At 59.9% G+C, this 22,222-nt stretch carries 17 protein-coding genes; 3 read left to right on the forward strand and 14 right to left on the reverse strand.

The window, feature by feature from the left end:
• Positions 1–77 precede the first annotated feature (77 nt).
• From AAHA41_RS20950 to AAHA41_RS20970, 5 genes are all read right to left on the reverse strand, one after another.
• Positions 78–3,134, reverse strand: coding sequence for an efflux RND transporter permease subunit (locus AAHA41_RS20950; protein ID WP_323070788.1), 3,057 nt, complete (start codon positions 3,132–3,134; stop codon positions 78–80).
• A 2-nt stretch (positions 3,135–3,136) separates the two neighbouring features.
• A complete protein-coding gene (locus AAHA41_RS20955) occupies positions 3,137–4,123 on the reverse strand; it encodes an efflux RND transporter periplasmic adaptor subunit (protein ID WP_323070787.1) in 987 nt (328 codons plus the stop codon).
• A gap of 176 nt (positions 4,124–4,299) precedes the next feature.
• On the reverse strand, positions 4,300–4,929 hold the full coding sequence (locus AAHA41_RS20960; protein WP_323070786.1) for a TetR/AcrR family transcriptional regulator: 630 nt from the start codon (positions 4,927–4,929) through the stop codon (positions 4,300–4,302).
• 213 nt (positions 4,930–5,142) lie between these two features.
• Positions 5,143–5,406, reverse strand: coding sequence for a hypothetical protein (locus tag AAHA41_RS20965; RefSeq protein WP_323070785.1), 264 nt, complete (start codon positions 5,404–5,406; stop codon positions 5,143–5,145).
• A gap of 493 nt (positions 5,407–5,899) precedes the next feature.
• Entirely contained in the window at positions 5,900–7,624 is a 1,725-nt protein-coding gene (locus tag AAHA41_RS20970) for a proline--tRNA ligase (RefSeq protein WP_124241650.1), read from the reverse strand.
• 549 nt (positions 7,625–8,173) lie between these two features.
• Between AAHA41_RS20970 and rlmD the strand changes: the two genes are divergently transcribed.
• Positions 8,174–9,526, forward strand: coding sequence for a 23S rRNA (uracil(1939)-C(5))-methyltransferase RlmD (rlmD, locus tag AAHA41_RS20975; protein ID WP_323070784.1), 1,353 nt, complete (start codon positions 8,174–8,176; stop codon positions 9,524–9,526).
• Positions 9,527–9,607: 81 nt separating this feature from the next.
• Here the strand turns inward: rlmD and AAHA41_RS20980 are convergent, their stop codons facing one another.
• The 3 genes from AAHA41_RS20980 to AAHA41_RS20990 are packed head-to-tail and all read right to left on the reverse strand — an operon-like array spanning position 9,608 to position 13,087.
• Positions 9,608–10,177, reverse strand: coding sequence for an ABC-type transport auxiliary lipoprotein family protein (locus AAHA41_RS20980; protein ID WP_323070783.1), 570 nt, complete (start codon positions 10,175–10,177; stop codon positions 9,608–9,610).
• Positions 10,174–11,823 (reverse strand): intermembrane transport protein PqiB, encoded by a 1,650-nt coding sequence (gene pqiB, locus AAHA41_RS20985; RefSeq protein WP_323070782.1) that lies wholly within the window; start codon positions 11,821–11,823, stop codon positions 10,174–10,176. Before pqiB ends, AAHA41_RS20980 begins: the two co-directional genes overlap by 4 nt.
• Positions 11,816–13,087, reverse strand: coding sequence for a paraquat-inducible protein A (locus AAHA41_RS20990; RefSeq protein WP_323070781.1), 1,272 nt, complete (start codon positions 13,085–13,087; stop codon positions 11,816–11,818). The genes pqiB and AAHA41_RS20990 overlap by 8 nt, the downstream gene beginning before the upstream one ends.
• A gap of 178 nt (positions 13,088–13,265) precedes the next feature.
• Between AAHA41_RS20990 and hfq the strand changes: the two genes are divergently transcribed.
• Positions 13,266–13,625, forward strand: a complete 360-nt coding sequence (hfq, locus tag AAHA41_RS20995; RefSeq protein ID WP_005335772.1) for an RNA chaperone Hfq — start codon at positions 13,266–13,268, stop codon at positions 13,623–13,625.
• A gap of 132 nt (positions 13,626–13,757) precedes the next feature.
• Here the strand turns inward: hfq and AAHA41_RS21000 are convergent, their stop codons facing one another.
• The 6 genes from AAHA41_RS21000 to AAHA41_RS21025 form a co-directional block, all read right to left on the reverse strand.
• Positions 13,758–14,348, reverse strand: coding sequence for a beta-phosphoglucomutase family hydrolase (locus AAHA41_RS21000; protein ID WP_323070780.1), 591 nt, complete (start codon positions 14,346–14,348; stop codon positions 13,758–13,760).
• Positions 14,349–14,414: 66 nt separating this feature from the next.
• Positions 14,415–15,518 (reverse strand): HDOD domain-containing protein, encoded by a 1,104-nt coding sequence (locus AAHA41_RS21005; RefSeq protein WP_323070779.1) that lies wholly within the window; start codon positions 15,516–15,518, stop codon positions 14,415–14,417.
• A 4-nt stretch (positions 15,519–15,522) separates the two neighbouring features.
• Positions 15,523–17,163 carry a diguanylate cyclase gene (locus AAHA41_RS21010; RefSeq protein WP_323070778.1) on the reverse strand — a complete coding sequence of 547 codons (1,641 nt, stop codon included), beginning with the start codon at positions 17,161–17,163 and terminating at the stop codon, positions 15,523–15,525.
• Between the two features lie 241 nt (positions 17,164–17,404).
• The gene (locus AAHA41_RS21015; protein WP_323070777.1) at positions 17,405–19,438 is read right to left on the reverse strand and encodes an exoribonuclease II; all 2,034 of its coding nucleotides are present in this window, start codon (positions 19,436–19,438) and stop codon (positions 17,405–17,407) included.
• A 99-nt stretch (positions 19,439–19,537) separates the two neighbouring features.
• A complete protein-coding gene (locus tag AAHA41_RS21020; RefSeq protein ID WP_323070776.1) occupies positions 19,538–20,437 on the reverse strand; it encodes a LysR family transcriptional regulator ArgP in 900 nt (299 codons plus the stop codon).
• A gap of 230 nt (positions 20,438–20,667) precedes the next feature.
• Positions 20,668–21,306: an acyl-homoserine-lactone synthase gene (locus tag AAHA41_RS21025; RefSeq protein WP_323070775.1), complete on the reverse strand. Its 639-nt coding sequence runs from the start codon at positions 21,304–21,306 to the stop codon at positions 20,668–20,670.
• A 62-nt stretch (positions 21,307–21,368) separates the two neighbouring features.
• Between AAHA41_RS21025 and AAHA41_RS21030 the strand changes: the two genes are divergently transcribed.
• A complete protein-coding gene (locus tag AAHA41_RS21030; protein WP_124241660.1) occupies positions 21,369–22,151 on the forward strand; it encodes a LuxR family transcriptional regulator in 783 nt (260 codons plus the stop codon).
• Positions 22,152–22,222 lie beyond the last annotated feature (71 nt).

Below are 22,222 nucleotides of genomic sequence, written 5' to 3' on the forward strand. Positions count from 1 at the left end.
TCTTGCCGCGCAGGCTCAGGTTAAAGAAAGAGGGAGGCGTAATGCCTCCCTTGTTTTTTAGCTGATAGCAAAATCGATCATTGGTGCAGCCCTGCTTGGCTGCTTCTGCTGGCCAGTTTCCCTTTCAGCCAGCTCTCCAGGTCGGCCACATAGCTGTAGACAACCGGCACCATCAGCAGGCTCATGGCGGTGGCTGACAGTAACCCCCCTATTACGGCAATGGCCATCGGTTGGCGGAAGCTGGCATCCGCGCCAAAGCCCAGCGCAAGTGGCAGCAAACCCGCCGTCATGGCGACCGATGTCATGGTGATCGGCTGTGCCCGTTTATGACAGGCATCGAGCAGGGCATCGCGCAGGCTCATCCCCTGCTGTCTGGCTACGATGGCAAAATCCACTACCAGTATCGAGTTCTTTGTGACGATCCCCATCAGCATGACCAGCCCGATGAGCGATGGCAGGTTCAATTCGCCGTGGGTCAGCAGCAAGGCGGCAAAGGCACCTCCCGCGGCCATCGGGACGGCGGAGAGGATGGTCAGAGGCTGGAACCAATCCTTGAACAGCAGCACCAGTACCCCGTAAACGCAAAGCACACCCGCAATCATGGCACCGCTCATGCCGGCAAACAGCTCGGCCTGGGTTTCTGCATCGCCAGACTCCAGCAGCCGTACCTGTTCCGGGCGGTCCTGCAGAGCAGGCAGCGCTTTAGCCGCTTTCAGGGCATTGCCCAAGGCATAACCCCCCAGATCTGCTGTCAGCGTGACCTGACGTTCGCGATCAAATCTGTCTATTTGTGATGGGCCGCTCTCCAGCCCAATTGCGGCTACGTTGCCAAGAGGAACCAGTCCGGTGCGACCTGGTACACGCAGCGCCGCAATAGCCTCAAGGTTCTGGCGCATCTCCCCGCGCAACAGCACCCGGATATCCAGTTGTCGCTGTTCCAGATTCAGTTTGGAGAGCGAGGACTCGCGATCTCCTGCCAGCGCGACCCGCAAGGTGTCGCCAATGGCCTGGGTTGTTACACCGCTCTCGGCAGCTTGATCGGCATCGGGTCGGATGACTACATCTTGCCGCTCCAGACTGGCTGTCGAGGTCACGTTGTGGAGAAATGGCAAGCCACGTAGCTGTTGTTCCAGCTGTTTGGCGCTATTCATCAGCGCGTGTGTATCTGAGCTGGAGAGCACCAGCTCGAGTTTTTCACCCGAGCCACCGCTGCTAAATGAGAAGCGGGCACCGGGAACATCAGCCAACCGCTGCCGCATGGCCAGCTCGATCTCCCTCTGTTTCGGACGTTCCCCACGTTCGGCAAGCACGACGACCAGGCTGGCAAAGCGTACTTCACCGGGATCATTGGCCGAGGCATTGCCGGCATAGGCGAACATGGACTTCACGCCTTCAGTGCCAATCAGCGCATTTCTGGCCTCCTCGGCCATCTCCATGGTTTGATTGATGCTGGCTCCCGGAGGCAGCTCAATGCTGATGGTGGTGCTACCCCGATCAGCCGGCGGAATAAAGCCGGTAGGCAGCAGCGGCAACAGGGCGGCGGAGAGTACAAACAGACCGACCCCGATGAGCAAGGTCTTCAGACGATGATCGAGGCACCAGCGAGCCAGTCGCAGATAGAATTGCATGGTGGGGCCATCGTGCTCTTGCTGGTGCAGACCGGGTTTGATCAGCCAGACCGCCATCATGGGGGTGATGATGCGGGCGACCATGAAAGAGAGGCCGACGGCAATCACTATGGTCCAGCCAAATTGCTTGAATACCAGACCGGGGACACCACTCATCATGGCGGTGGGCAGGAACACCACGATCAGCGTGGTGGTGGTCGCCGCTACTGCCAGCGCAATCTCGTTGACCGCGTCTTCAGTGGCCTCCCGGGCACTTTTCCCCTTGTTCATATGGCGGGCGATGTTCTCGACCTCAACGATGGCATCATCGACCAGGATCCCGACGACGACCGCCAGCGCCAGCAACGTAATGGTGTTGAGCGTATAGCCTGCCCAGTGCATATAGGCGAAGGCCGGTATGATGGAGAGAGGGAGTGCGACCGCCCCTATCAGGGTGGCTCGCCAGTCGCGCAGGAACAGCCAGATTACCAGCACGGAGATAATGGCGCCCTCATAGAGCATGTGCATCGAACCTTCGTACTGCTCCTCGGTATGCTCGACCGTGCTGTTGACCCGTAGCAACTTGATATCGGGATATTTGTGCTGGATCTCCTTCAGCGCTTGCTCTACCCCTGCAGCAATGCGCACTTCGTCAAACCCCTTGGTGCGCCAGAGTTGAAATCCCACCGCAGGTTTGCCATCCAGCATGGCCGACTGGGTTCTGTCGGCAGTTGTATCCTGGACGGTCGCGATCTCGTCCAGACGGATTTTGCGTCCATCACTCAGCACCACCGGCAGGGCGCGCAGCTGGTCGGCTTGCTGTACCGTCGCCAGGGTTCGCACACTCTGCTCAGCCCCACCCATCTGACCCCGTCCGCCGGATGACTCCTGCTGGACACTGCGTAGCGCGCGCGATACATCAGCCGCAGTGGCCCCCAGCCCGGAGAGACGAATGGGATCGACTTCGATGCGCACTTCCCGGCGCACGCCACCGATCCGGGTGAAATCTGTGATGCCGGGAACGGCTTGCACCGCCTTGGCCAGTTCGTTGTCAACCAGCCACGACAGGGCCTCTTCACTCATCTTGTCGCTGGCAATGGCATAGGTGAGCATGGCGCCGCCTGGCCCCGCGATCACCTTGCTGACGATAGGCTCCTGCAGGTCATCGGGCAGATCGTTGCGGATCCGATCCACCGCATCCTTGGTGTCGGACAAGGCTTCATTCAGATTGCGCTCCAGATCAAAGGTCACCGTGATGGTGACCACTCCATCGTTAATTTTGGTGGTCATGTGGCGCAGACCACGTACGGTCGCCAGCGAATCTTCCACCTTTTTGGCGACATCGGTTTCCAGCTGGGAGGGGCTGGCGCCCGGCTGACGGAGTTCCAGTTTGACGGTCGGTAAATCGAGATCCGGCAAATCCTGGATCCCGAGCTTCTGGAAGCCGGCCACGCCGGCCAGGGTCAGCATGATAAACAGCAGAATGGAGGGAATGGGGTTGCGGATCGACCAGGTTGCCAGATTCATGGTTACTCCTTGCCTTTGGCGGTCATGACGCGAATGGCTTCACCATTGTTGAGGAACCCGGCCCCCTTGAGGGCAATCAGGTCGTTTTCCCGGATGCCCCGGGTGATTTCGACGGCATTGTCGCGGCGCAGGCCCACGGTGACCTCCTGCATATAGGCCTTGCCATCGTCGATGCGGAAAACGACGCTGCGGCCATCCCGGATCAGCAGCGCCTGTGCCGGGATGGTCAGTGCCTGCCGTTTCTCGACTTCAATTTGGCCACCGATATACATGGCCGACTTGGCACCGCTGCCCGGCAGGATATCGACATAGGCAGTACCCATCCGGCTGTTGTTGTCGAGTGCGCCAGCCAGCTGCCTGACCTGCCCTTCCGTTCTGGCACCGGATGGCAGGAGCAAGGAGACATGCTGGCCCGGCTTGACTTGCTCCATCTTGGCGGCGGTCAGTTCGGCGCGCCACTCAAGGCGATTTTGCCGTATGAGCCGAAACAGTTCGGTGCCTGTGGCTGGTACCTGCCCCAACGTGGCATTGCGAGCAGTAATAAGACCATCATCCGGCGCAATGATGCGGGTATCGTCCAGACGCACCTGCTGACTGGTCAGTGATGCCTTGGCAGATAGCTCCTGCGCCTGAGCCAGCTTGAGCTCGGTTTCCACTTTGAGCAGATCCTGATCGCTGACACTCTTTGCCTGATAGAGCCTGCGCATGCGCTGGGCATTGGCCAGGTTTTGCTGCAGGCTCGCCTCGGCCTTGATGAGCTCGGCTTGGGCTCGCTGCACATCTGCTCTGGCGATCCTGTCATCCAGCCGAGCCAGCAAGGTGCCTCGAGTGACCAGATCACCGACAGCGGCGTTGATTTCCACCACCGCCATGTTGCCGCTATTGGCGCTGACGATGGCCTCCTGCCAGGGTGTAACAACGCCCATTGCCGGAATGATGTCAGGCCAGAGCTGCCGCTGTGGCGTCACCGTCGTGATTGCCGTCGCCATTTTGTTTTCTGCGGCATCACTTATTAATGGGGTCAGACATAGTTGAGCGATGATTAACATGAACAAAGGATGTCGCATAATTTAGAGGCTCCACGCAGCGGCCAATATGGCAATCATGTTATGCTACTATGATTACCGGTCATATTATTTGGTGATGGATTAAATCAGTAATAAATTTAGCTGGTCGCTGCTGAAGCAGATTCAGGATGGGTAATTCCGGCAAGGAATATTGAAAATACCCCCGGAGCCTGCTTCTGGAGTTGTTCCATATCCTCGGCAATGACGGCCTGCATAATCAAACCTTGGAGCATGCCGATGAATAATGTCGCCGCAGCATCCATATCCAGAGTTGATGGAAATTCATGGTTTGCAATACCTTGCTGCATTAATTTAATCAACATCGCCCGATAACGTAATAACAATGTCTTGGCAATCGCTCTGGTTGGCGAGGCTCGGCTCTTTTGCAGCTCGCCAAACATCATTCTCGGAATACCGGGGTGATGAGCTGCAAATTCAGCGTGCGTCATAAACATGGCTTCCAGTGCAGCCGGTGCTGACTCGATACCCTCTATGGCACGTTCGAGACGGGAGAGCAGGGTGTTGGCGATCCACTCCATCACCGTCTGGAAGATGGCATCCTTGGTGGGAAAATGTTTGAACAGGGCCCCCTGGGTGAGCCCCATGTGCTGCGCAATGATGGTGGTGGTGAGCTCCCCGGGGTGATGCTTGGCCAGCAGTGTGATGACCGTCTGGATCGTGGCGGCTTGCCGCTCTTCGCTCGGTAAATGCTTGGGATGACGTGCCATCTGGTCTGGTCTCGAAGTAAAGTAAGTTGCCTATTACTTAGCATCAATCTCTGTACGTTTTTTGTCAAGCAAGCCACATCGACAAAAACATAACCATAGGAAATAGAAGGTTTTTATATACAGCGTCATTTCTCCATCCTGGCCATGATGAGCTTTGCCAGCGGTTGAGCGGACTGGACTATCGTCACCAGGTTTCACGGGTGATGGGGTACATCAAGAGATGATGGAGATGAACTCCTTGATGTCTTCGCTGTGCAGAGTTAACGACCAGAGGGCACGATGCTGGTCTGAGCTGAGGCCATCGGTATATATAATTGTGCTGTCTTGAACATGAATATGATTACGGTGTGCTTCCATTTGCAGTCCCGTCGTTGGAAACCAGATATGTATAATTCCCGATGTAATAAAGGTAAATTGAGCAAAAAGTTCATTTTCGCCGACCAGTCTGAAGGTTCTCTCAATCACTTTGACTTGCATATATCCCCCCGGTTAAAAAACGCAATTGATATTTGCGTCAAGAGATAGTCCTGAAATTAACGAGAGACAATAGAATGTGGTGCTGATTGTGAGAGCGCTCACGGGTGGTGAAAAAGTAATTGCGGGTGCTCACTTGGGGGTTTTATGGCAATTAAAGGCGTGCTAGGCAGATATTTCTGTTAAATATCGGTTATATATCGCCGCAAGACTGGATTGTCCCACAGTTTATTTACACAGAGCCATATTGAGCACATGGAGGGGGATTTCCGGTATTTCCCGTCAGATCACCCCAACATAGCGACACCTCCTTACGAGAGCTGGTGGCGCGGTTTGGCGGTCAGGAGTCAGGAGTCAGGAGTCAGGAGACTGTGCAGGAAGATACCCGGCATTCTGATGCAACAGGGCCATCCGTCAGAGCGAGCAATAAAAAATGCCAGTCAGCATTGGCTGACTGGCACCATTTTGAGTGCGTTCGTTAACGCGGCAGTGGGGCTTAACGCCCCAGCTTGGCCTTGATCATGGCGACGATGTCGCTGATGGCCACTTCCTGCTTCTCGCCGGTGCGGCGGCACTTGTACTCCACCACGCCGTTGTCCATGCCGCGCTCGCCGATGACGATGCCGTGCGGCACGCCCAGCAGCTCCATGTCGGCGAACATCACGCCCGGGCGCTCTTTACGGTCGTCGAACAGCACGTCGACACCGGCCGCTTTCAGCTCGGCGTAGAACTGCTCGGCCAGCTCGGCAACGCGCACTGACTTGTGCATGTTCATCGGCACGATGGCCACTTCGAACGGGGCGATGGCGTCCGGCCAGATGATGCCGTACTGGTCGTTGTTCTGCTCGATGGCGGCAGCCACCAGACGGGAAACCCCGATACCGTAGCAACCCATCTCCATGGTGACGGACTTGCCGCCTTCGTTCAGCACGCTCGCCTTCATCGCTTCGGAGTACTTGGTACCCAGCTGGAAGATGTGGCCCACTTCGATACCGCGCTTGAGCAGCAGCTTGCCCTGGCCGCACGGGCTCGGGTCGCCTTCCACTACGTTGCGCAGGTCGGCAACTTCGTAAGCGGTGATGTCGCGATCCCAGTTGGCACCGGTCAGGTGGAAACCGGTCTCGTTGGCGCCGCAGACGAAGTCCGCCAGATGGGCGGCGCTGCGATCGACGATGATGCGACCGGCAAAGCCGACCGGGCCGATGGAGCCTGCGTCGCAACCGGCGGCCGCTTTGATCTGCTCGTCGTTGGCGAAGGTCAGCGGGTTGGCCACGCCAGCCAGCTTCTCGGCTTTGATTTCGTTCAGCTCGTGGTCGCCACGCAGTACCAGCGCGATGACGGCCTGCTTGCCGTGCTCATCTTCCTCTGCCAGTACCAGCAGGGTCTTGGCGATGGCGGTCGGCGCCACGTTCAGGAAGGCGGCCACTTCGTCGATGGTGTGGACGTTCGGGGTGGCAACCTTGGTCAGGGCTTTGGTTGCGGCAGCGCGCTCGCCAGCCGGCGCCAGCGCTTCGGCCATCTCGATGTTGGCGGCGTAATCTGATGTATCGGAGAAGGCGATCAAGTCTTCACCGCTCTCGGCCAGCACTTGGAATTCGTGGGAACCGGTACCACCGATGGAGCCGGTATCGGCCTGCACCGGACGGAAGTTCAGACCCATGCGGGTGAACGCCTTGCAGTAGGCGGCGTGCATCTTCTCGTAGGTATCGACCAGAGACTCTTTGTCGATGTGGAAGGAGTAGGCATCCTTCATCAGGAATTCGCGGCCACGCATCACGCCGAAACGGGGGCGCACTTCGTCGCGGAACTTGGTCTGGATCTGGTAGAGGTTGAGCGGCAGCTGCTTGTAGCTGTTCACTTCGTAACGCACCAGCGCAGTGATCACCTCTTCGTGGGTCGGGCCCAGCACGAAGGGACGGTTGTGACGGTCGGTCAGACGGCACAGCTCGGGACCGTAGTCATCCCAGCGGCCGGACTCCTGCCACAGCTCGGCGGGCTGAACCACCGGCATGGAGACTTCGATGGCACCTGCATTGTTCATCTCTTCGCGAACAATGTTCTCGATTTTCTTCAGTACCCGCAGACCGGTTGGCAACCAGGCATACATGCCGGAGGCCAGTTTACGGATCATCCCGGCGCGCAGCATCAGCTGGTGGCTGACAACTTCAGCGTCGGAGGGGGTTTCCTTGAGAGTGGAAAGCAGATATTGGCTGGTACGCATCGCGGTAGACCTTAGCTAGAACGGGCGCGGGGCCCAGGATAATTTCAAGGGCGGAATTTTAACAGGCTGGACGTTGCGGCCCAAGGGCTAAATTTGCCGCAGCCGCGAAAGGGCGGTGCGGGCTGGCCATCTTGTCCGGATCGAAGGGGATGCCCGGCTGGCCATCACCGGCTTGCCGGAGACGCATGTGACCGCAATTGGCTTGGTATAAGTAAAAGTTTGGCCATTTTGGAAAAAACCATAAATTTGATTTATATCGCGCTGTTTGTCCCTGTAACGGGCCGCAGCTTGCCAGTGAGGGCTCGCTAGGGGGATTGGCCGATCCTGACGATGCTGATCTTGCCGCAACCCGCGGGAACGGGGGCTGGCGGGGCCTTGCCATTGCGCGGTTTGGCCGGGATGAAAAAGCGGGGCGGGTAGTACCACAACCATTGGGCTTTTAATGCCTGCAATTTGGCCGGATCTCCGCTAAACTCTGCCACCTTTTCGTGACGGGTCGGCCAAACCGGCCCCGTCTCCCCCTCTTTATTTGCACTTTTGGAGCCGCTCATGCCGCTAGTGGGACATCAACACCAGATCGAGATCCTGGAACTGACCGACAAAGGAGATGGCAAAGGACGCCTGTTCGACCGCCCCCTGTTTGTCGAAGGTCTGCTGCCGGGTGAGCAGGCGTTGGTCGAACTGACCGAGGTGAAGCCCAACTACCTGCACGGCAAGGTCGCCGAGCTGCTCCAGCCCTCCGCCGACCGGGTAGCCGACTTCTGCCCCAACACCGAGTGCGGTGGCTGTCAGGTGCGCCCGCTGGCCTATCCGGCCCAGCTCAAGCTCAAGCAGAGTCTGGTGCAGAGCGCCCTGGAGCAGGTCGGGCTGGGTGAGGCCGTGGTCAATCCCATCCTCGGCATGGAGACCCCGTTCGCCTATCGCAACAAGGCGCAGTACGCGGTGCGCGGCTGTGACGCCGGTGCCGAGATCGGTTTTTATCGCAAGCACTCCCACGATCTCATCACCGCCGATGACTGTGCGGTGCAGGACTCGCTGCACGTGGAGCTGAACGCCCGGGTGCGCAACTGGATGCGCGCGCACGACATCGCGGCCTATGACGAGGTGAACCACACCGGCTGTGTGCGCAACCTGATGACCCGCAAGGGCTTCAAGAGCGGCGAGCTGATGGTGGTGCTGGTGACCCTGAGCGAGGAGCTGCCGTTCGAAGCCGAGCTGCTGGCGGCTCTGCAGGATCTGCCGATCACTACCCTGGTGCAGAACATCAACGAAGCGCGCACCAACCGCATTCTGGGCGACAACAACCGGGTGCTGCTGGGCAGCGGGGTGATCCGCGACAAGATCCACGAACTCGAATTCGAGATCTCGCCGCTCTCCTTCTTCCAGAACAACCCGAGCCAGACCGACGTGCTCTACTCCAAGGCGCTGGAGTATTGCGAGCTGACCGGTAACGAGACGGTGTTCGACATCTATTGCGGTATCGGCACCATCTCCCTGTTCCTGGCTGGCAAGGCCGCCAAGGTAGTGGGGATCGAGTCGGTCGAGAGCGCCATCAGCGATGCCCGTCGCAATGCGGCTCTCAACGGCATCGAGCAGACCGAGTTCCATGTCGGCAAAGCGGAGCAGCTGATGCCTGCCCTGCACGCCGAAGGGGTGAGTGCTGATGTGGTGGTGATGGATCCGCCGCGCAAAGGCTGTGACAAGGCCGTACTGCAGACCCTGGTGGCCATGGCCCCGCGCCGTCTGGTCTATGTCTCCTGCAACCCGCAGACTCTGGCCCGCGATCTCGCCTGGCTGGTCAAGCAGGGCTTCGTGCTGGATGAGGTGCAGCCGGTCGATATGTTCCCGCACTCCATGCACGTCGAAGCTGTCGCTCGCCTGAGCCTGCCCGCCAAGGTATAAGTCGCCTCTGACTTGCGCCCATAAAAAAACGACGCCAACTGGCGTCGTTTTTTTCTATCTGATGCTCGCAGGTTGCGGTGGTCAGCCCTGCTTGCGAACCTCGTCGGCAATCTGGTCGAGCAGCTGTTGCCAGCCCAGACCCAGCTCGCTGACCAGGGCGTTGTAGCCATCGGCCGGCAGCATCCGCACCTGATTGAAGGGGGCTTCGCGCAGCACCGAGCCATCTTCCGCCAGCAGGCGCCAGCGCCCGCTCAGCACGGCGCGGCCATCGTGACGACCCTGAAAGCGCTCGACCAGTATGGTCAGCACCGGGCCCTTGCGGCCGCCATCCTGACGGACGACCCAGCCCGGCAGGCGGGTGGAGAGGCCGTTGAGGGTGAGCTGATTGAGCTGATCGTCGAGCGAACCGGCCCAGCGGTGGTACTCGGTGAAGTGGAGCTCCTGCCCCTCCAGCTGATAGACCAGACTGATCCGGTCGAGCTGGCCCGCCAGCGCGATGGGGCGCAGCACCAGCTGGTGCTGCGGGGTAACCGGCGCCGCTGCCGGTTGCTGGCTGTCGGCGGCGAGGGAGTAGTAGTGCAGCGCTGGCTGGGTGCTGCTGCACCCGGCCAGCAGGCCGGTCAGCGCCAGCGTCAGGATGAACTTTTTCATGGTGTGCCTCGCTTGGGTTCAGGGTCTCGGGGGTGGACTCGATCGAAGATCAGCGAGCTCGGCTGCTCGTTGAGAGAGTGCACCAGCGGCTGCAGCTCGCGCATCAGCTGGTTGAGGGTCTGCACCGACTGACGCAGATCCTGATTGGTTTGCGACTGGGCATCATAGGCCTGCAGGGTCTCCTGCAACTGCTTGAGGCTCTCGTTGAGCGACGCCGGCAGCTGCTGGGTGGAGTCCTTGGCAGTGAGCTTGTCCAGATTGGCGCTGACCGCACTGATGTTGCGCAGGGTACCATCCAGCGTCGAGAGCGAGCTGTTGACCTTGGTCAGGGTGGTGGCCATATCCATGTCGACAAACTTGTCGAGGATGAGGTTCACCTTGCGCTCGATCTGATCCAGCCCACCCTGCACGGTCGGGAATACCTGATAGCCAGCCAGCTTGACCTGATCGAAGCGTGGTGCGTCCGGATAGAAGTTGAGATCGATGATCTTGCCGCCGGTCAGCAGGCTCGAGGTCTTGAGGCTGGCACGCAACCCCTCCTTGAACTGCTTGCTGAACAGGGCGCGCCACTGATCTTTTTCCGCCTTGGCATAACGGTGGGAGAGACGCTGCACCTCGATGCGGGCCAGTACCGGGATCTGGCGGTTCTGGAAGATGCGAACCCCCTTCTCCTCGATCATGTAGGGCGCCGAGATGACGGTGCCGACCCGGATGCCGCGATACTGCACCGCCGCGCCCGGATGGAGACCCGCCACGTTGTCGTCGAACAGGAAGACGTAGTCGATGAACTGATCCAGACTACCGGCCAGCACGCTCGCCTCATCCTGGAACAGGGTGAACTCCTCGTGCTGCTTGACCGGATCACCCGGTGACCAGCCGGCAGGCAGGCCCATAGTGATGCCGCCGTCGATCAGGCTCTCCAGCGAATCCATCTTCACCTTCATCCCTTCGCTGCTCATGGAGACCTCGAAGCCCGGGGTCAGCCAGAAGCGGGAGTTGCTGCTCACCAGAATGTCGTAGGGGGCGTTGATGAAGATCTGATACTGCATCTCGCTCTTTTCAGGCAGGAACTTCGCCTCTTCCACCTGACCTATGGTGAAGCCCTGATAGTTGATGGGCGAGCCCTCGCCAAGTGCCTTGGCTTCGCGGCTGGAGAGGGTGAGGCGCAGCCCCTTGGCGTCCAGCGAGGCGAGCGGCGGCTTGTCGAGCATGGCGTACTCGTCGCGTGCCTTCCCTTTCTTGCCGGGGGAGAGCTCGATATAGGCGCCGGAGAGCAGGGTGCTGAGACCCGATACCCCTTCGCGACCGACTCTGGGTTTGACCACCCAGAACTTGCTGTCGCCGCGCAGCATGCTGGAGGCGTCGTTGGTCAGGCGCCCCTTGAGCACGGCGTGACTGTAGTCATCGCTCAGCTGGACGGCATCGATGCGGCCGACGGTGACCTCGCGCGAGCGGATCTCCGTCTTGCCTGCCACTATGCCTTCGGCGGTGGCGACTGTCAGGGTGAAGCTCGGGCCTTGGGAGTACCAGTGCTGGAACAGCATCCAGAGACCGATGAACAGTGCCAGCAGCGGCACCATCCAGATTGCGGCGGCGGAGCTCAGAAAGTCAGAGCCCGGTTTCCACCTTGTTTTACGCTCACTCACGTTCGCGTTCTCCTTGTTGTAAATCCCAGATCAGGCGCGAGTCGAAGCTCATGGCGGCGACCATGGTGATCAGTACCACGCCTGCAAATGCGACGGCCGCAGGGCCGGGGTAGATGGTCATCAGGTTGTCGAGCCGGATCAGGCCCGCCAGAATGGCCACCACGAAGACGTCGATCATCGACCAGCGTCCGACAAATTCGGTCATCCGATAGAGCTTGAGCTTGCCGAGCGGCGACTCGGCATGGCCGCTCTGCACCATGTAACAGAGCCAGAACAGCGCCAGGATCTTCACCAGCGGCACGACCACGCTGGCAAAGAAGATGACGGCGGCGATGGGGTAGGAGCCCATCGCCCAGAGCAGCACCACGCCGCCGAGGATGGTGGATGGGCTGTCATCGCCGAGAAAGACGGTGTCCATAATCGGGTAGACGTTGGCCGGGATATAGAGAATGGCCGAGGTGATGAGCAGGGCCCAGGTGCGGTTCAGGCCGCCCGGTTTGCGGGCATGCAGCTTGCCGCCGCAGCGCTGGCAACTGTGGCTGCCCGCCTCGCTCAGGGCGCCGCAGATATGGCAGCCCACCAGACCCGATGCTATGGCGCCCGCTTCGGGGTCCAGTTCACGCTGCTCGGTCGGGCCGAACAGCCGTTGCCAGAGCCACATCCGATCCAGCGACGAGATGGTCTTGATGAGCAGGATGGTGTAACCGACGAAGGCCCAGAACGAGAGGCCCATCTGGATGTCGGCCATCCCCATCAGCTTGACCAGCGAGATGAGCACACCCACCAGAAAGACATCCACCATCAGCCAGGGCTTGATACGGCAGAGCAGGCGGCCGAGAGAGCGCAGGGCGTGGCTGTGCAGGTTTTTGTCGAGGCGCCACAGTACCAGCATGATGGAGCCGATATAGACCAGCGGCAGACCGATCAGGGTGATGCTGAGCACGGCGCTGAGAAACAGATACCCTTCGTCCACCAGAGTCGAGATGCACTGGAGAAAGGTCATCTCCTGCCCGATCCCCTTGGCCGAGAAGGACATGAAAGTAAAGGAGTTGGAGAGCACGAACATGATGAGCGCCGCAAACCCGTAGGAGATGGGACGCAGCTCCTGCTGTGGCAGATGCTGGCTCAGGGTGTGACCGCAACGGGGGCAGTGGCTGGCTTCGCCCACCGCCAGCGGTGTGGCCGGGATCAGCAGGTCACACTCTTCGCAGGCGGTGTCGTCATGAACGTAGGTGGTATGGTGTTGGTGTGAAACCGGATGCAAGATAAAACCCCAGATTAGGCTCGCGAGAGAACCAGAGGGGCGATTATCGCAGTTGTACCGGTCAGCGACCAGTCCTGCGGCGGTGCGATTTGCGGGGCGGTGTGTGAGAATGACTTTGACAAGCCAGTGGCCATTTAGCACAATCAAACGCCACTTTTTTTCCGCGGGACAATAATTTATGACAACTGAATCCCCAAGCTACTCCACGATTGAGCAAGCCTTCTCCCTCGGGAACGGGCAAGATTCTGCCCTCAACTGGTTGCGTAAAAACCGCAGTCAGGTCGCCATTTTCCTGGTGAGCGGCATCAAGCTGGAGGGCACCATCAGCGGGTTTGACCAGTACAGCGTGCTGCTGACCGATGCACACGGCAACCAGCAGCTGGTCTACAAGGCCAAGATCTCCACCATCGCCATGCACACCGGCCGTCCGCAGGTGAACATCCAGCGTGCTCGCAAGCCGCGTGTCTCCATGGCGCCGCGCCCCCACGGTGCGCCGGGTCGCTATGACGACAATCAGGGCGGCGGCAACAACGAGTAATCGTACGTCACTGCCTGTCCGTTGACCGCCTGCTGCGTCAACGGCTGACGGGAGTTCCGCTCATTCTCCATCCTGTCCCGTATGAGCGCGGACTCCCGTTATCGCCCTGTCAGGGCGATAACGTTCACCTCATCAGAAGTCGATCCCTACCGGTTTACCCTCTTTGACCATGCAGGTCTGCATCCCGGCAGCTTCGCCCGCCTGTACGCCGATCCCGGTATCTTCAAACACCAGACAGCTTGACGGTGCGACCCCCAGCTTGCTGGCGACCAGCAGGAAGGTGTCCGGATTGGGCTTGTGCAGCTCCACGTCGTCGGCCGTCACCACCACCTGAAAGTAGCGATCCAGCCCGGTATTGCGCAGCACGGCTTCGGCATTGACCCGGGGAGAGCCGGTGCCAATTCCCATCGGGATGGTGCCGTGATAGCGATCGAGCAGTGTCTGCATGGCCGGAAACACCGTCGCCTTGTGCAGGTTGGCCACATAGTGGGTGGTCTTGCAGCGAGTCACCTCGAGCGGATCGAGGGGGATCTGCTGCTCTTCGGCGACCAGTAGCGCGATCTTGCGGCTCGGCATGCCACCCAGTTCATAGAACCAGTCTGCATCGAAGCGAAAGCCAAACTCGCGGGCGGTGTGCTCCCAAGCGGCGAGGTGCAGCGGCATGGAGTCGACCAAAGTGCCATCAAGGTCAAAGACCAGGCCTTGGAATCCGGAAAGGGTCATGGTGCGGGGTCTGTCTCTGAAAAAAGGGAGCCCATTCTAGCCAGTGGCTCCCCGGCTCGCCATCACCTAGCTGGTGAGAAACGCTTGCCCCCACATTTGTGCCTGAAAATAGATGGGGGTGAGTCTGGCCGGATCGAGCTGGTAGTGCGGGGCCAGCTGTGCCAGCAGGGCCCAGTTGCCCTGTTCGTAGGTGTTGACCAGCTGGAACAGGTGAAACAGCGGCCCTTCGCGCAGCTCGATGGCCCGTTTGACGTTTGTGGGCAGGTGGCGCTTCATCTCCTCCGACAGCAGGGAGGCATCCTGCACCAGCCCGACCAGAAAGGCCCAGCTGGCGTCGGCTTTACCGAGCGCCGTGAGGGCGATGAGCTCGCAGAAGCGGCCGCGAGCAATGGCCATCCGGGTACAGGCTTCGGGCATATGCTGGCTGGCCCGGGCCAGCCCGTTGATCAGCACGAACTTGCGGATCTCCTGCTCCCCCAGATAGGAGAGGGCGCGGGGCACCGAGGTGATGGGGGTGGCGTGATCGAAACCGGGGGCGTTGACATAGGTGAGCAGCAGGCCCGGCAGCCAGGCATCCTGCTCCAGCAGGCGGGCGACCTGAGCAAACGAGAACTCTTCGTGGCAGATGAGCTGTAGGATCTGCTGTACCAGTGCCATGTCGGGCTGCTGGGCGCGCTGGTTGATCAGCTCGGGACGGGCGAGAAAGCCGCCAGCGAAGAAGTCGACCCCCGCCTCCCGCAAGGGGAGAAAGTCCTCCCACGCCTCGACGTTGAGCGCCATCCGCTTGTGATCGGTGGGCTGGCAGATCCCCTCTTCCCCCGTCCAGAACACCAGCAGGCGGCTAGCGCCGAGCCAGCGGGCATCGCGCTGGGCGCCATGCACGGCGAGCCGGCGCCGGCTGTCGCGCCACTGCTCCAGCACCGGAAAGGAGGTGGGTAGCCGTTCGCTGGAGGCTTCGACCAGCGGGATGGTCTCCTGAGCAAACAGCAGGGGGCGTTGCTCATCGAGTTGTTCGTGGTTGAAGGGGAGCAGATATTGGCGCCCCTGCGCCAGCAGGTGGCTATGTTGGGCCAGTGCGGGCCATTCGGCCGGTGAGCTGAGCTGATAGTCGATGCCGTAGGCCACCAGAGCCAGGCGACGGTTGAAGATGGGATAGCGACGCAACAGCATGGGATCACCGATAAGCCAGTGTGCGGGCCCTCCCTTCTGATTTGGCGTGGTAGAGCGCCTGGTCGGCCTGTTCGGTCAGGCTCTGCCATGCCTCGTCCTGGGAGGGGACCAGATAGCTAAAGCCTATGCTAACCGTAATGAAATCAGCAACTCGGGATGCTGGATGTGGCAGGTGCAGGCGGGCTAGTCCCTCGTGAATCCGCTCCGCCAGCTGCTCCGCTTCACCGGGTTGCGGTGCGCAGAGCAGGATGACGAACTCCTCCCCGCCATAGCGAGCCACCAGATTGGTGCGGCGGCGTTCCGCCTCCTGTAGCACCCGGGCCACCTGCTGGAGGCACTCATCCCCCTTGGCGTGACCAAAGTGATCGTTGTAGCCCTTGAACTCGTCCACATCGATCATCAGTACGGCCAGCAGGCTCTGGGTGCGTCTTGCCCACTCCCACTCCCGTTGCATGGTGATATCCCACTGGCGCCGGTTGGCGATGCCGGTGAGGGGATCTTCTAGGGAGAGCAGTGAGAGGCGCCGGTTGGCCTCTTCCAGCGCACGGTTGGTCTCGGCCAGTTGCATGGTGCGCTCGGCGACCCGCTCCTCCAGCTCGCGATTGAGCCGCTCCAGCTGCTCCTGGGTGCGCTGGCGGATCAGCAGTTGTGACAGGATGGCGGCGTACTGTTTGAAGATCTCGCTCTGATAGGCTTTGAGCGGGCGGTGCCACAGCAGGTTGTCGGCGGCAATCCAGCCGATGGGGATGGCGCCATCCCAGAGCGATACCATGGCGTTCCAGCCCTGTCCCACCTGCTGTTTCTCGTAGTAGAGAGGGGTATCTTCGAGCACCAGCACGTAATCCTTGCGCTTGAGCGCCTCCTGCACCGTGGGGTGATCCGGGATGGGGCTGACAAAGTCGTGTTCGTCTACCAGCTCTCCCTCTTCACTGGTGCCCCAGGTGCCGCGCATGGTTTTGCCATCGGGCTCGATGAGAAAAATGGCGACCCGGTCAAATTGCAGCTCCTTGCGTGCCAGCAGCACGGCATCACGCAGGAGCTGGTTCTCGCTGCGGCTGCGGGAGAGAGTGACGCTGACCATGTGCAACGCCTGCAGCATGGTGAGGAAGGAGCCCTGCAGCGCCTGGCTCTGCACCAGATCGGTCTGGGTATGCAGCCGCTGGTCCCGCTCCTGATCAACCTGATCTGCGAGCAGATGGTTGCTCAGTTCGGCGGTCAGGTAGTGGATCAGCAGCTGGATCCCCTGACGCTGATGGCGGGAGAGACGATCGATCCGGCGGTGGGTTTCGAGGTAGATGACCCCTTCCAGCTTCAAGTGACGTTTGAGGGGGAAGCAGGCGCGCAGGCGGGGAGGTTGGGGCTCCGATTCATCCCGCTCGTCCGGAGGCTGGTGGACCGGCTCGATCATCAGCTGGCCCTGATGAATCGCCTTGTCGATCAAGGTGTGGGGCAGGGGTAATGCATCCAGATGGGCGATATCGAGCATCGTCAGCCCCTGCTCCAGCTGGAAGCGATAGAGTTTCGGTTCGGGGGATTTCAGCCAGAGATAGAGGTAGTCGGCATCTGTCTTGTCACGAATGGTAGCGAGGCTGACTTCGCATAACTGGGCAAAGTTGGTGAAGTGTTCCGGATCCCATTCCTGCATGCCAATATCCCTTTGGGTCTAACCCCGCGAGTATATATAGAGTCTGTTTAATTTATTGATTGAAATGTCAAAATGGAGATCCAGAGCCCAGATTTTGGCTCCTTTTATGGTGCGTGATGACGGGCTTTGCATGGGGCTATTAACTGTTACGGGTAACAGCAATCAGTGGCCGGTTGGCAGGGAGATTTGAAGGATTATGAAAAGAAGAGCCCGCACAGTGGCGGGCTCTGGAGAGGGGGATTTATTCCGCCTTGCCGGCTTCATCGGCCGGTGCCGCGGCGTTATCAGCACTGTTCTCGGCGACCGGCGCTTCCGGTGCCGGACCCGGTACCAGATCTACCGCCGGTTTGGCGATGAGAGAACGGGTCTCTTCCACCGCTTCGGTCAGCTTCACCTCGATGATCTGGCCGAGCTCGTAGACCACCTCGGTCTTGTCCAGATAGACGCGGCCGTTGTCCCAGTTGCACTCCAGTCGATCCTTGTTGTCGAGGATGTGACGGGCAGGCATGAACACCACGGCGCCGTTCTCCTGCAGACGCAGCTTGAGACCGGCACGCATCACGTCGATGATCTCGGCGTTGAACACCTGATCGGTGCCCGCGGCGGCTTTCAGATAACGGACATAGAGCCAGTCGCCGATGTCGCGCTCCACCATGCGGTGCAGACGGCGGCAGGCGGTCAGGTGCTCGGTGAGCTCGGTGCTCGGGCGCTCACCCGGGGTCTTGCCGGCGATGACGGCTTTGAGCAGACGATGGTTGACCATATCGCCGTACTTGCGAATAGGTGACGTCCAGGTGGCGTAGGCATCCAGGCCCAGGCCGTAGTGGGCGCCCGGCTCGGAGGACATCAGCGCATAGCTCTGGAAACGGCGGATCTTGCCATCCAGCCAGCGGGTATCGAGGTTGTCGATCCAGCGGCGCAGGGCGCAGAAGCCGGAGAGGCTGGCGATCTCGTCGCGCTCGAACGGGGCTTCGGCACTCTTCAGCAGGTCGATGGCGCCGTCGAGGGACTCTTCGTCAAAGCCGGTGTGAACGTTGAAGATGCCGTAACCGACGCTCTTGCCCAGCACGCGACCGGCGCAGATGTTGGCGGCGATCATCGACTCTTCCACCATGCGGTTGGCGATGCGGCGTGGCTCGACGTGGATAGCCAGCACTTCGCCATTTTCGCCCAGCTCGAAGTCGTAGTCGGGACGATCCGGGAATACCAGCGCATGCTCGGTGCGCCACTTGATGCGCGCTTCGGTCATCGCCTTCATCAGCGGCAGCTGGGCCAGTACGCCTGCGTCGATGGCCAGCTCTTTGCCATTCTCGGCCCAGTCGGAGACGTCGTCATAGTTGAGGCGGGCGTGGGAGCAGATGCGGGCGGCGAAGAACTCGGTCTCCTCCAGCAGCAGACCATCTTCGGCGATCAGCAGACGGGCGCACAGGGTGTTGCGCTCCTCGCCCTCCTTCAGGGAGCAGAGCTCGTCCGAGAGGGTGCGCGGGATCATGGGTACGTTGCGGCCCGGCATGTAGACGGTGAAAGCGCGCTGGGCGGCCTCCTTGTCCAGCTCGCTCCCTTCGGCCACATAGGCGGTCGGGTCGGCGATGGCGACCAGCAGCTCCCAGCCGTTATCCAGCTTGGTGATGGCCAGCGCATCGTCCATGTCCTTGGTCTTGGCACCGTCGATGGTGAAGAAAGGCACCTTGGTCAGGTCACGACGGGGCAGCTCCTCCTCTTCGATCACCTTCCACTCCGGCAGATCAGCCGGCTCGACCTGGGCCAGGTTGTGGCGTGCCAGCACCACCCACCAGGGCACGTTGTGATCTTCCTGGGCGGCAATCTTCTGGGTGATCTCGGCGGAGAAGTTGCCGTCGACCAGCGCATGGCGCTTGAGGGTAGCGACCACCCAGTCCCCTTCCTTGAACTCTTTTTCGTCCAGACCCTTCTTGACGCGGGCCTTGATGGCATCTTTGATCAGCGGGTGGTCTGCGACCACGTTGAGGCGGTCGCGGAACATCTTGACCCGGGCCACGAAGCGGGTGACGGACTGCTCCAGCAGGGCATCCGGCTCGGCCACTTCCTTCTCTTTTTCGGTGCGGATCAGGGCGCTCACCCGGTCACCGTGCATCACCTTCTTCATGTAGGGAGGCGGCACGAAATAGCTGGTCTTCTCATCGACCTCCAGAAAGCCGAAGCCCCGATCGGAGGCGCGGATAACACCCTCTTTCTTGGGGATGTTTTCGCGGATTTGTTGCTTGAGCTGGGCCAGCAGCGGATTGTCTTGGAACATAAGTGAGGAACCTGAAGTGAAAACCTGGGTGGAGACCTGATGAAGGATCGCCCAGCACTATACGTTTTTAGCCCTGCAAAGCCAAGGTGAATGGCCTGCTCAGCGTGGTTTCAACTGCGCTCTGGCATGGTCGATGAGACGTTGGGAGAGCTGCTTGTGTACCCCCTTTTCCAGCACCCAGCGGTGCCAGTAGAGGCGTTCTGTCAGGACGTGGTCGGGACTGAGGTTGATCAGTGATCCGCCAGCCAGCTGGCCTCTTATCTGCAACTCGGGGATGAGACAATAGGCCAGGCCCTGTTCAGCCATGGCGACGAAGGCCTCCGACGAGTGAACCGTGTGGCAGGGATAACCGCCGGGCTCCAGTCCGAAGTGTTGCGCCATAAAGCTGACATGCATGTCGTCGCGTTGATCGAAGGCCACTGCCGGAGCCTTGGCCAGCGCCTCCCGGGTCAGACCGTGGGGGAAGTGTCGCGCCACGAACGCGGGGCTGGCGGTGAGCAGATAGTTCATTTCGCCCAGATCATCGACGCAGCAACCGGCCAGTGGCTGGGGGCTCAGGCTGACGGCGCCGAAGGCTTGGCCCTCGCGAACCTTGTCGAGGGTGCGGCTCTCGTCATCCACCAACAGATTGAGTTCGATGGGATGCTGCTCCAGCAAGGGGGCGATAGCGGGCAGAAACCAGGTGGCCAGGCTATCGGCATTGACGGCGATGCTGATCCGGATGGGGGCTGTTGGCGTGGCAGGGGCCAGTTCGCCCGCCAGCTCAAGTTCGAGCTGATGTACCTGCCGATAGTGGGCCAGCAGCTTTTCCCCCAGCGGGGTTGCCTGCAACGGCTGACTGCGGATGAGCAGCGGCTCGGCAAATTGCTGCTCCAGCTGCTTGATGCGTTGAGAGATAGCCGATTGGGTGATGTGCAGCGACCTGGCTGCACGCTCGAAATTCTGCTCCTGCAACACGGCATCCAGTGCCCGCAGCAGTTTGTAATCCAGCTCTTTCATCCCTCATCCTCCCCTCGGCGCAGAGCCCAACTCTACGTGACTGCGCAGAGCCCAACTCTACGTGACTGCGCCGGGGACAACAACGGCGAGAGGTGGCGCCATTCTGGCGGTGCTGTGATATCTGACAGTGGTAGAGGAGCCTTTTGGAGCAGATACTGGGCTCGTCGCGCTGGCAGCCCGGCGCGGAGTCATGGCGAGCCATTTGTCCCGGGGCGGGCTCCCGGGATTTTTTATACCTGAGCAGCCAGTTGTTCCACCTTGTGCTCGATGCTCTGGTATTGACCCAGCAGGGTTTGCGAGACGACTCTGCCAAAGTGTTCATTGAGGTGAAAACGCAGGCCAACGCCTCTGACGGCCCCGAGATCCACGGATTGGCGGTGACCCAGACGCTCCATCGGGATGCCCATTCTGCGGTAGATACGTTCTGCAGGCAGACTGGCGACGCCAACCACCTCCTTGATGCCGTTGGCTTTGGCAAAAGCATAAACTTCGCGAAGGATGACGAAAGTGAGTTCGCTGACGCCATTTTCCATGCGGGGTGCACGGCTGGCATCTATGGCCAGACGAGTCAGTTCCCAGATGTCGGGTGTGTCGGGAGGGCATTCGCCAGCCAGCGCAGTTGGAAAAATGGTGGACAACATGTAGGTACCGGAGCAGTCGAGCATGCGGATGCAGCCGCATATCCCCTCGCTGTCTTCGATTAGTACCCAGTGGGTGTCCGGGGAGTCGAAGCTATCGCGCTCAAGACCGCGGTGTGATTCGACATCCCAGCCCAGACGACCAGAAAAGATGCGATTTCGAAAGCGATAGAGCTCGTTCTCTATCTCATTTCGCGGGTGATCTCTCAATTTTCCTGTGAAAACCAACATTGTGGCCCCTCTCTCTTTCTATTCGCCGTTATAATCACATGCTCTGCCAAGGGGGCTAGCACATGCAACGAGAGCAACTGTTTGAATATCTGGAACATTTCACTTCGGTGACTGATGGGGATTGTCTGGCCAGATTAATTGGTCAGTTCGCACTCGATATGGGGTATGACTACTATGGCTTTACCCTGATCATTCCCATGTCGATGCAGCGCCCCAAAGTTGTGCTGTTCAATCAGTGTCCTGCTCCCTGGGTACAGACCTATACCGACAACAACATGCTGGCTTGCGACCCCGTTATTCAGCTGGCGCGCAAACAGACACTCCCTATCTACTGGAACCGGCTCGACGAGCGGGCCCGTTTTCTGCAGGAAGGGAGCATGAACATGATGGGGCTGGCAGCTGAATTTGGGCTGCGCAATGGCCTCTCCTTCCCACTACATGGCGCTGGCGGAGAGAACGGAATCCTCTCCTTCATTACTTCCGAGCGGGCATCAAGCGATTTGCTGCTGGAGTCCTCGCCCATCCTCTCCTGGATGTCCAACTACATCTTTGAAGCTGCGATTCGGGTCGTTCGTCACAACATGCAGGAGGCTCCAGCCCCTGAGCTATTGACCGAGCGTGAAACCGAGTGCCTTTTCTGGGCCAGTGAAGGGAAAACCTCGTGCGAAATTGCCTGCATTCTCGGCATCACCGAGCGCACGGTGAATTACCATCTCAATCAGGTCACTCGTAAAACCGGCTCCATGAACCGCTATCAGGCGATTGCCAAGGGCGTGAGTAGCGGCATCCTGTTGCCCAATCTGGAGCAGGTTGTCGTGACCAATTACCCGGTATCGCTGCAGTAGGGCTGTTCCTGGCGGGAGCGATGAATTCTCCTGCCGCTATTCAGGGGGGACAATTGTCAGATCCGGTAATT

It is taken from the genome of Aeromonas sp. SER (assembly GCF_038739615.1).
GTDB classification, from domain to species: Bacteria; Pseudomonadota; Gammaproteobacteria; order Enterobacterales; family Aeromonadaceae; genus Aeromonas; species Aeromonas jandaei.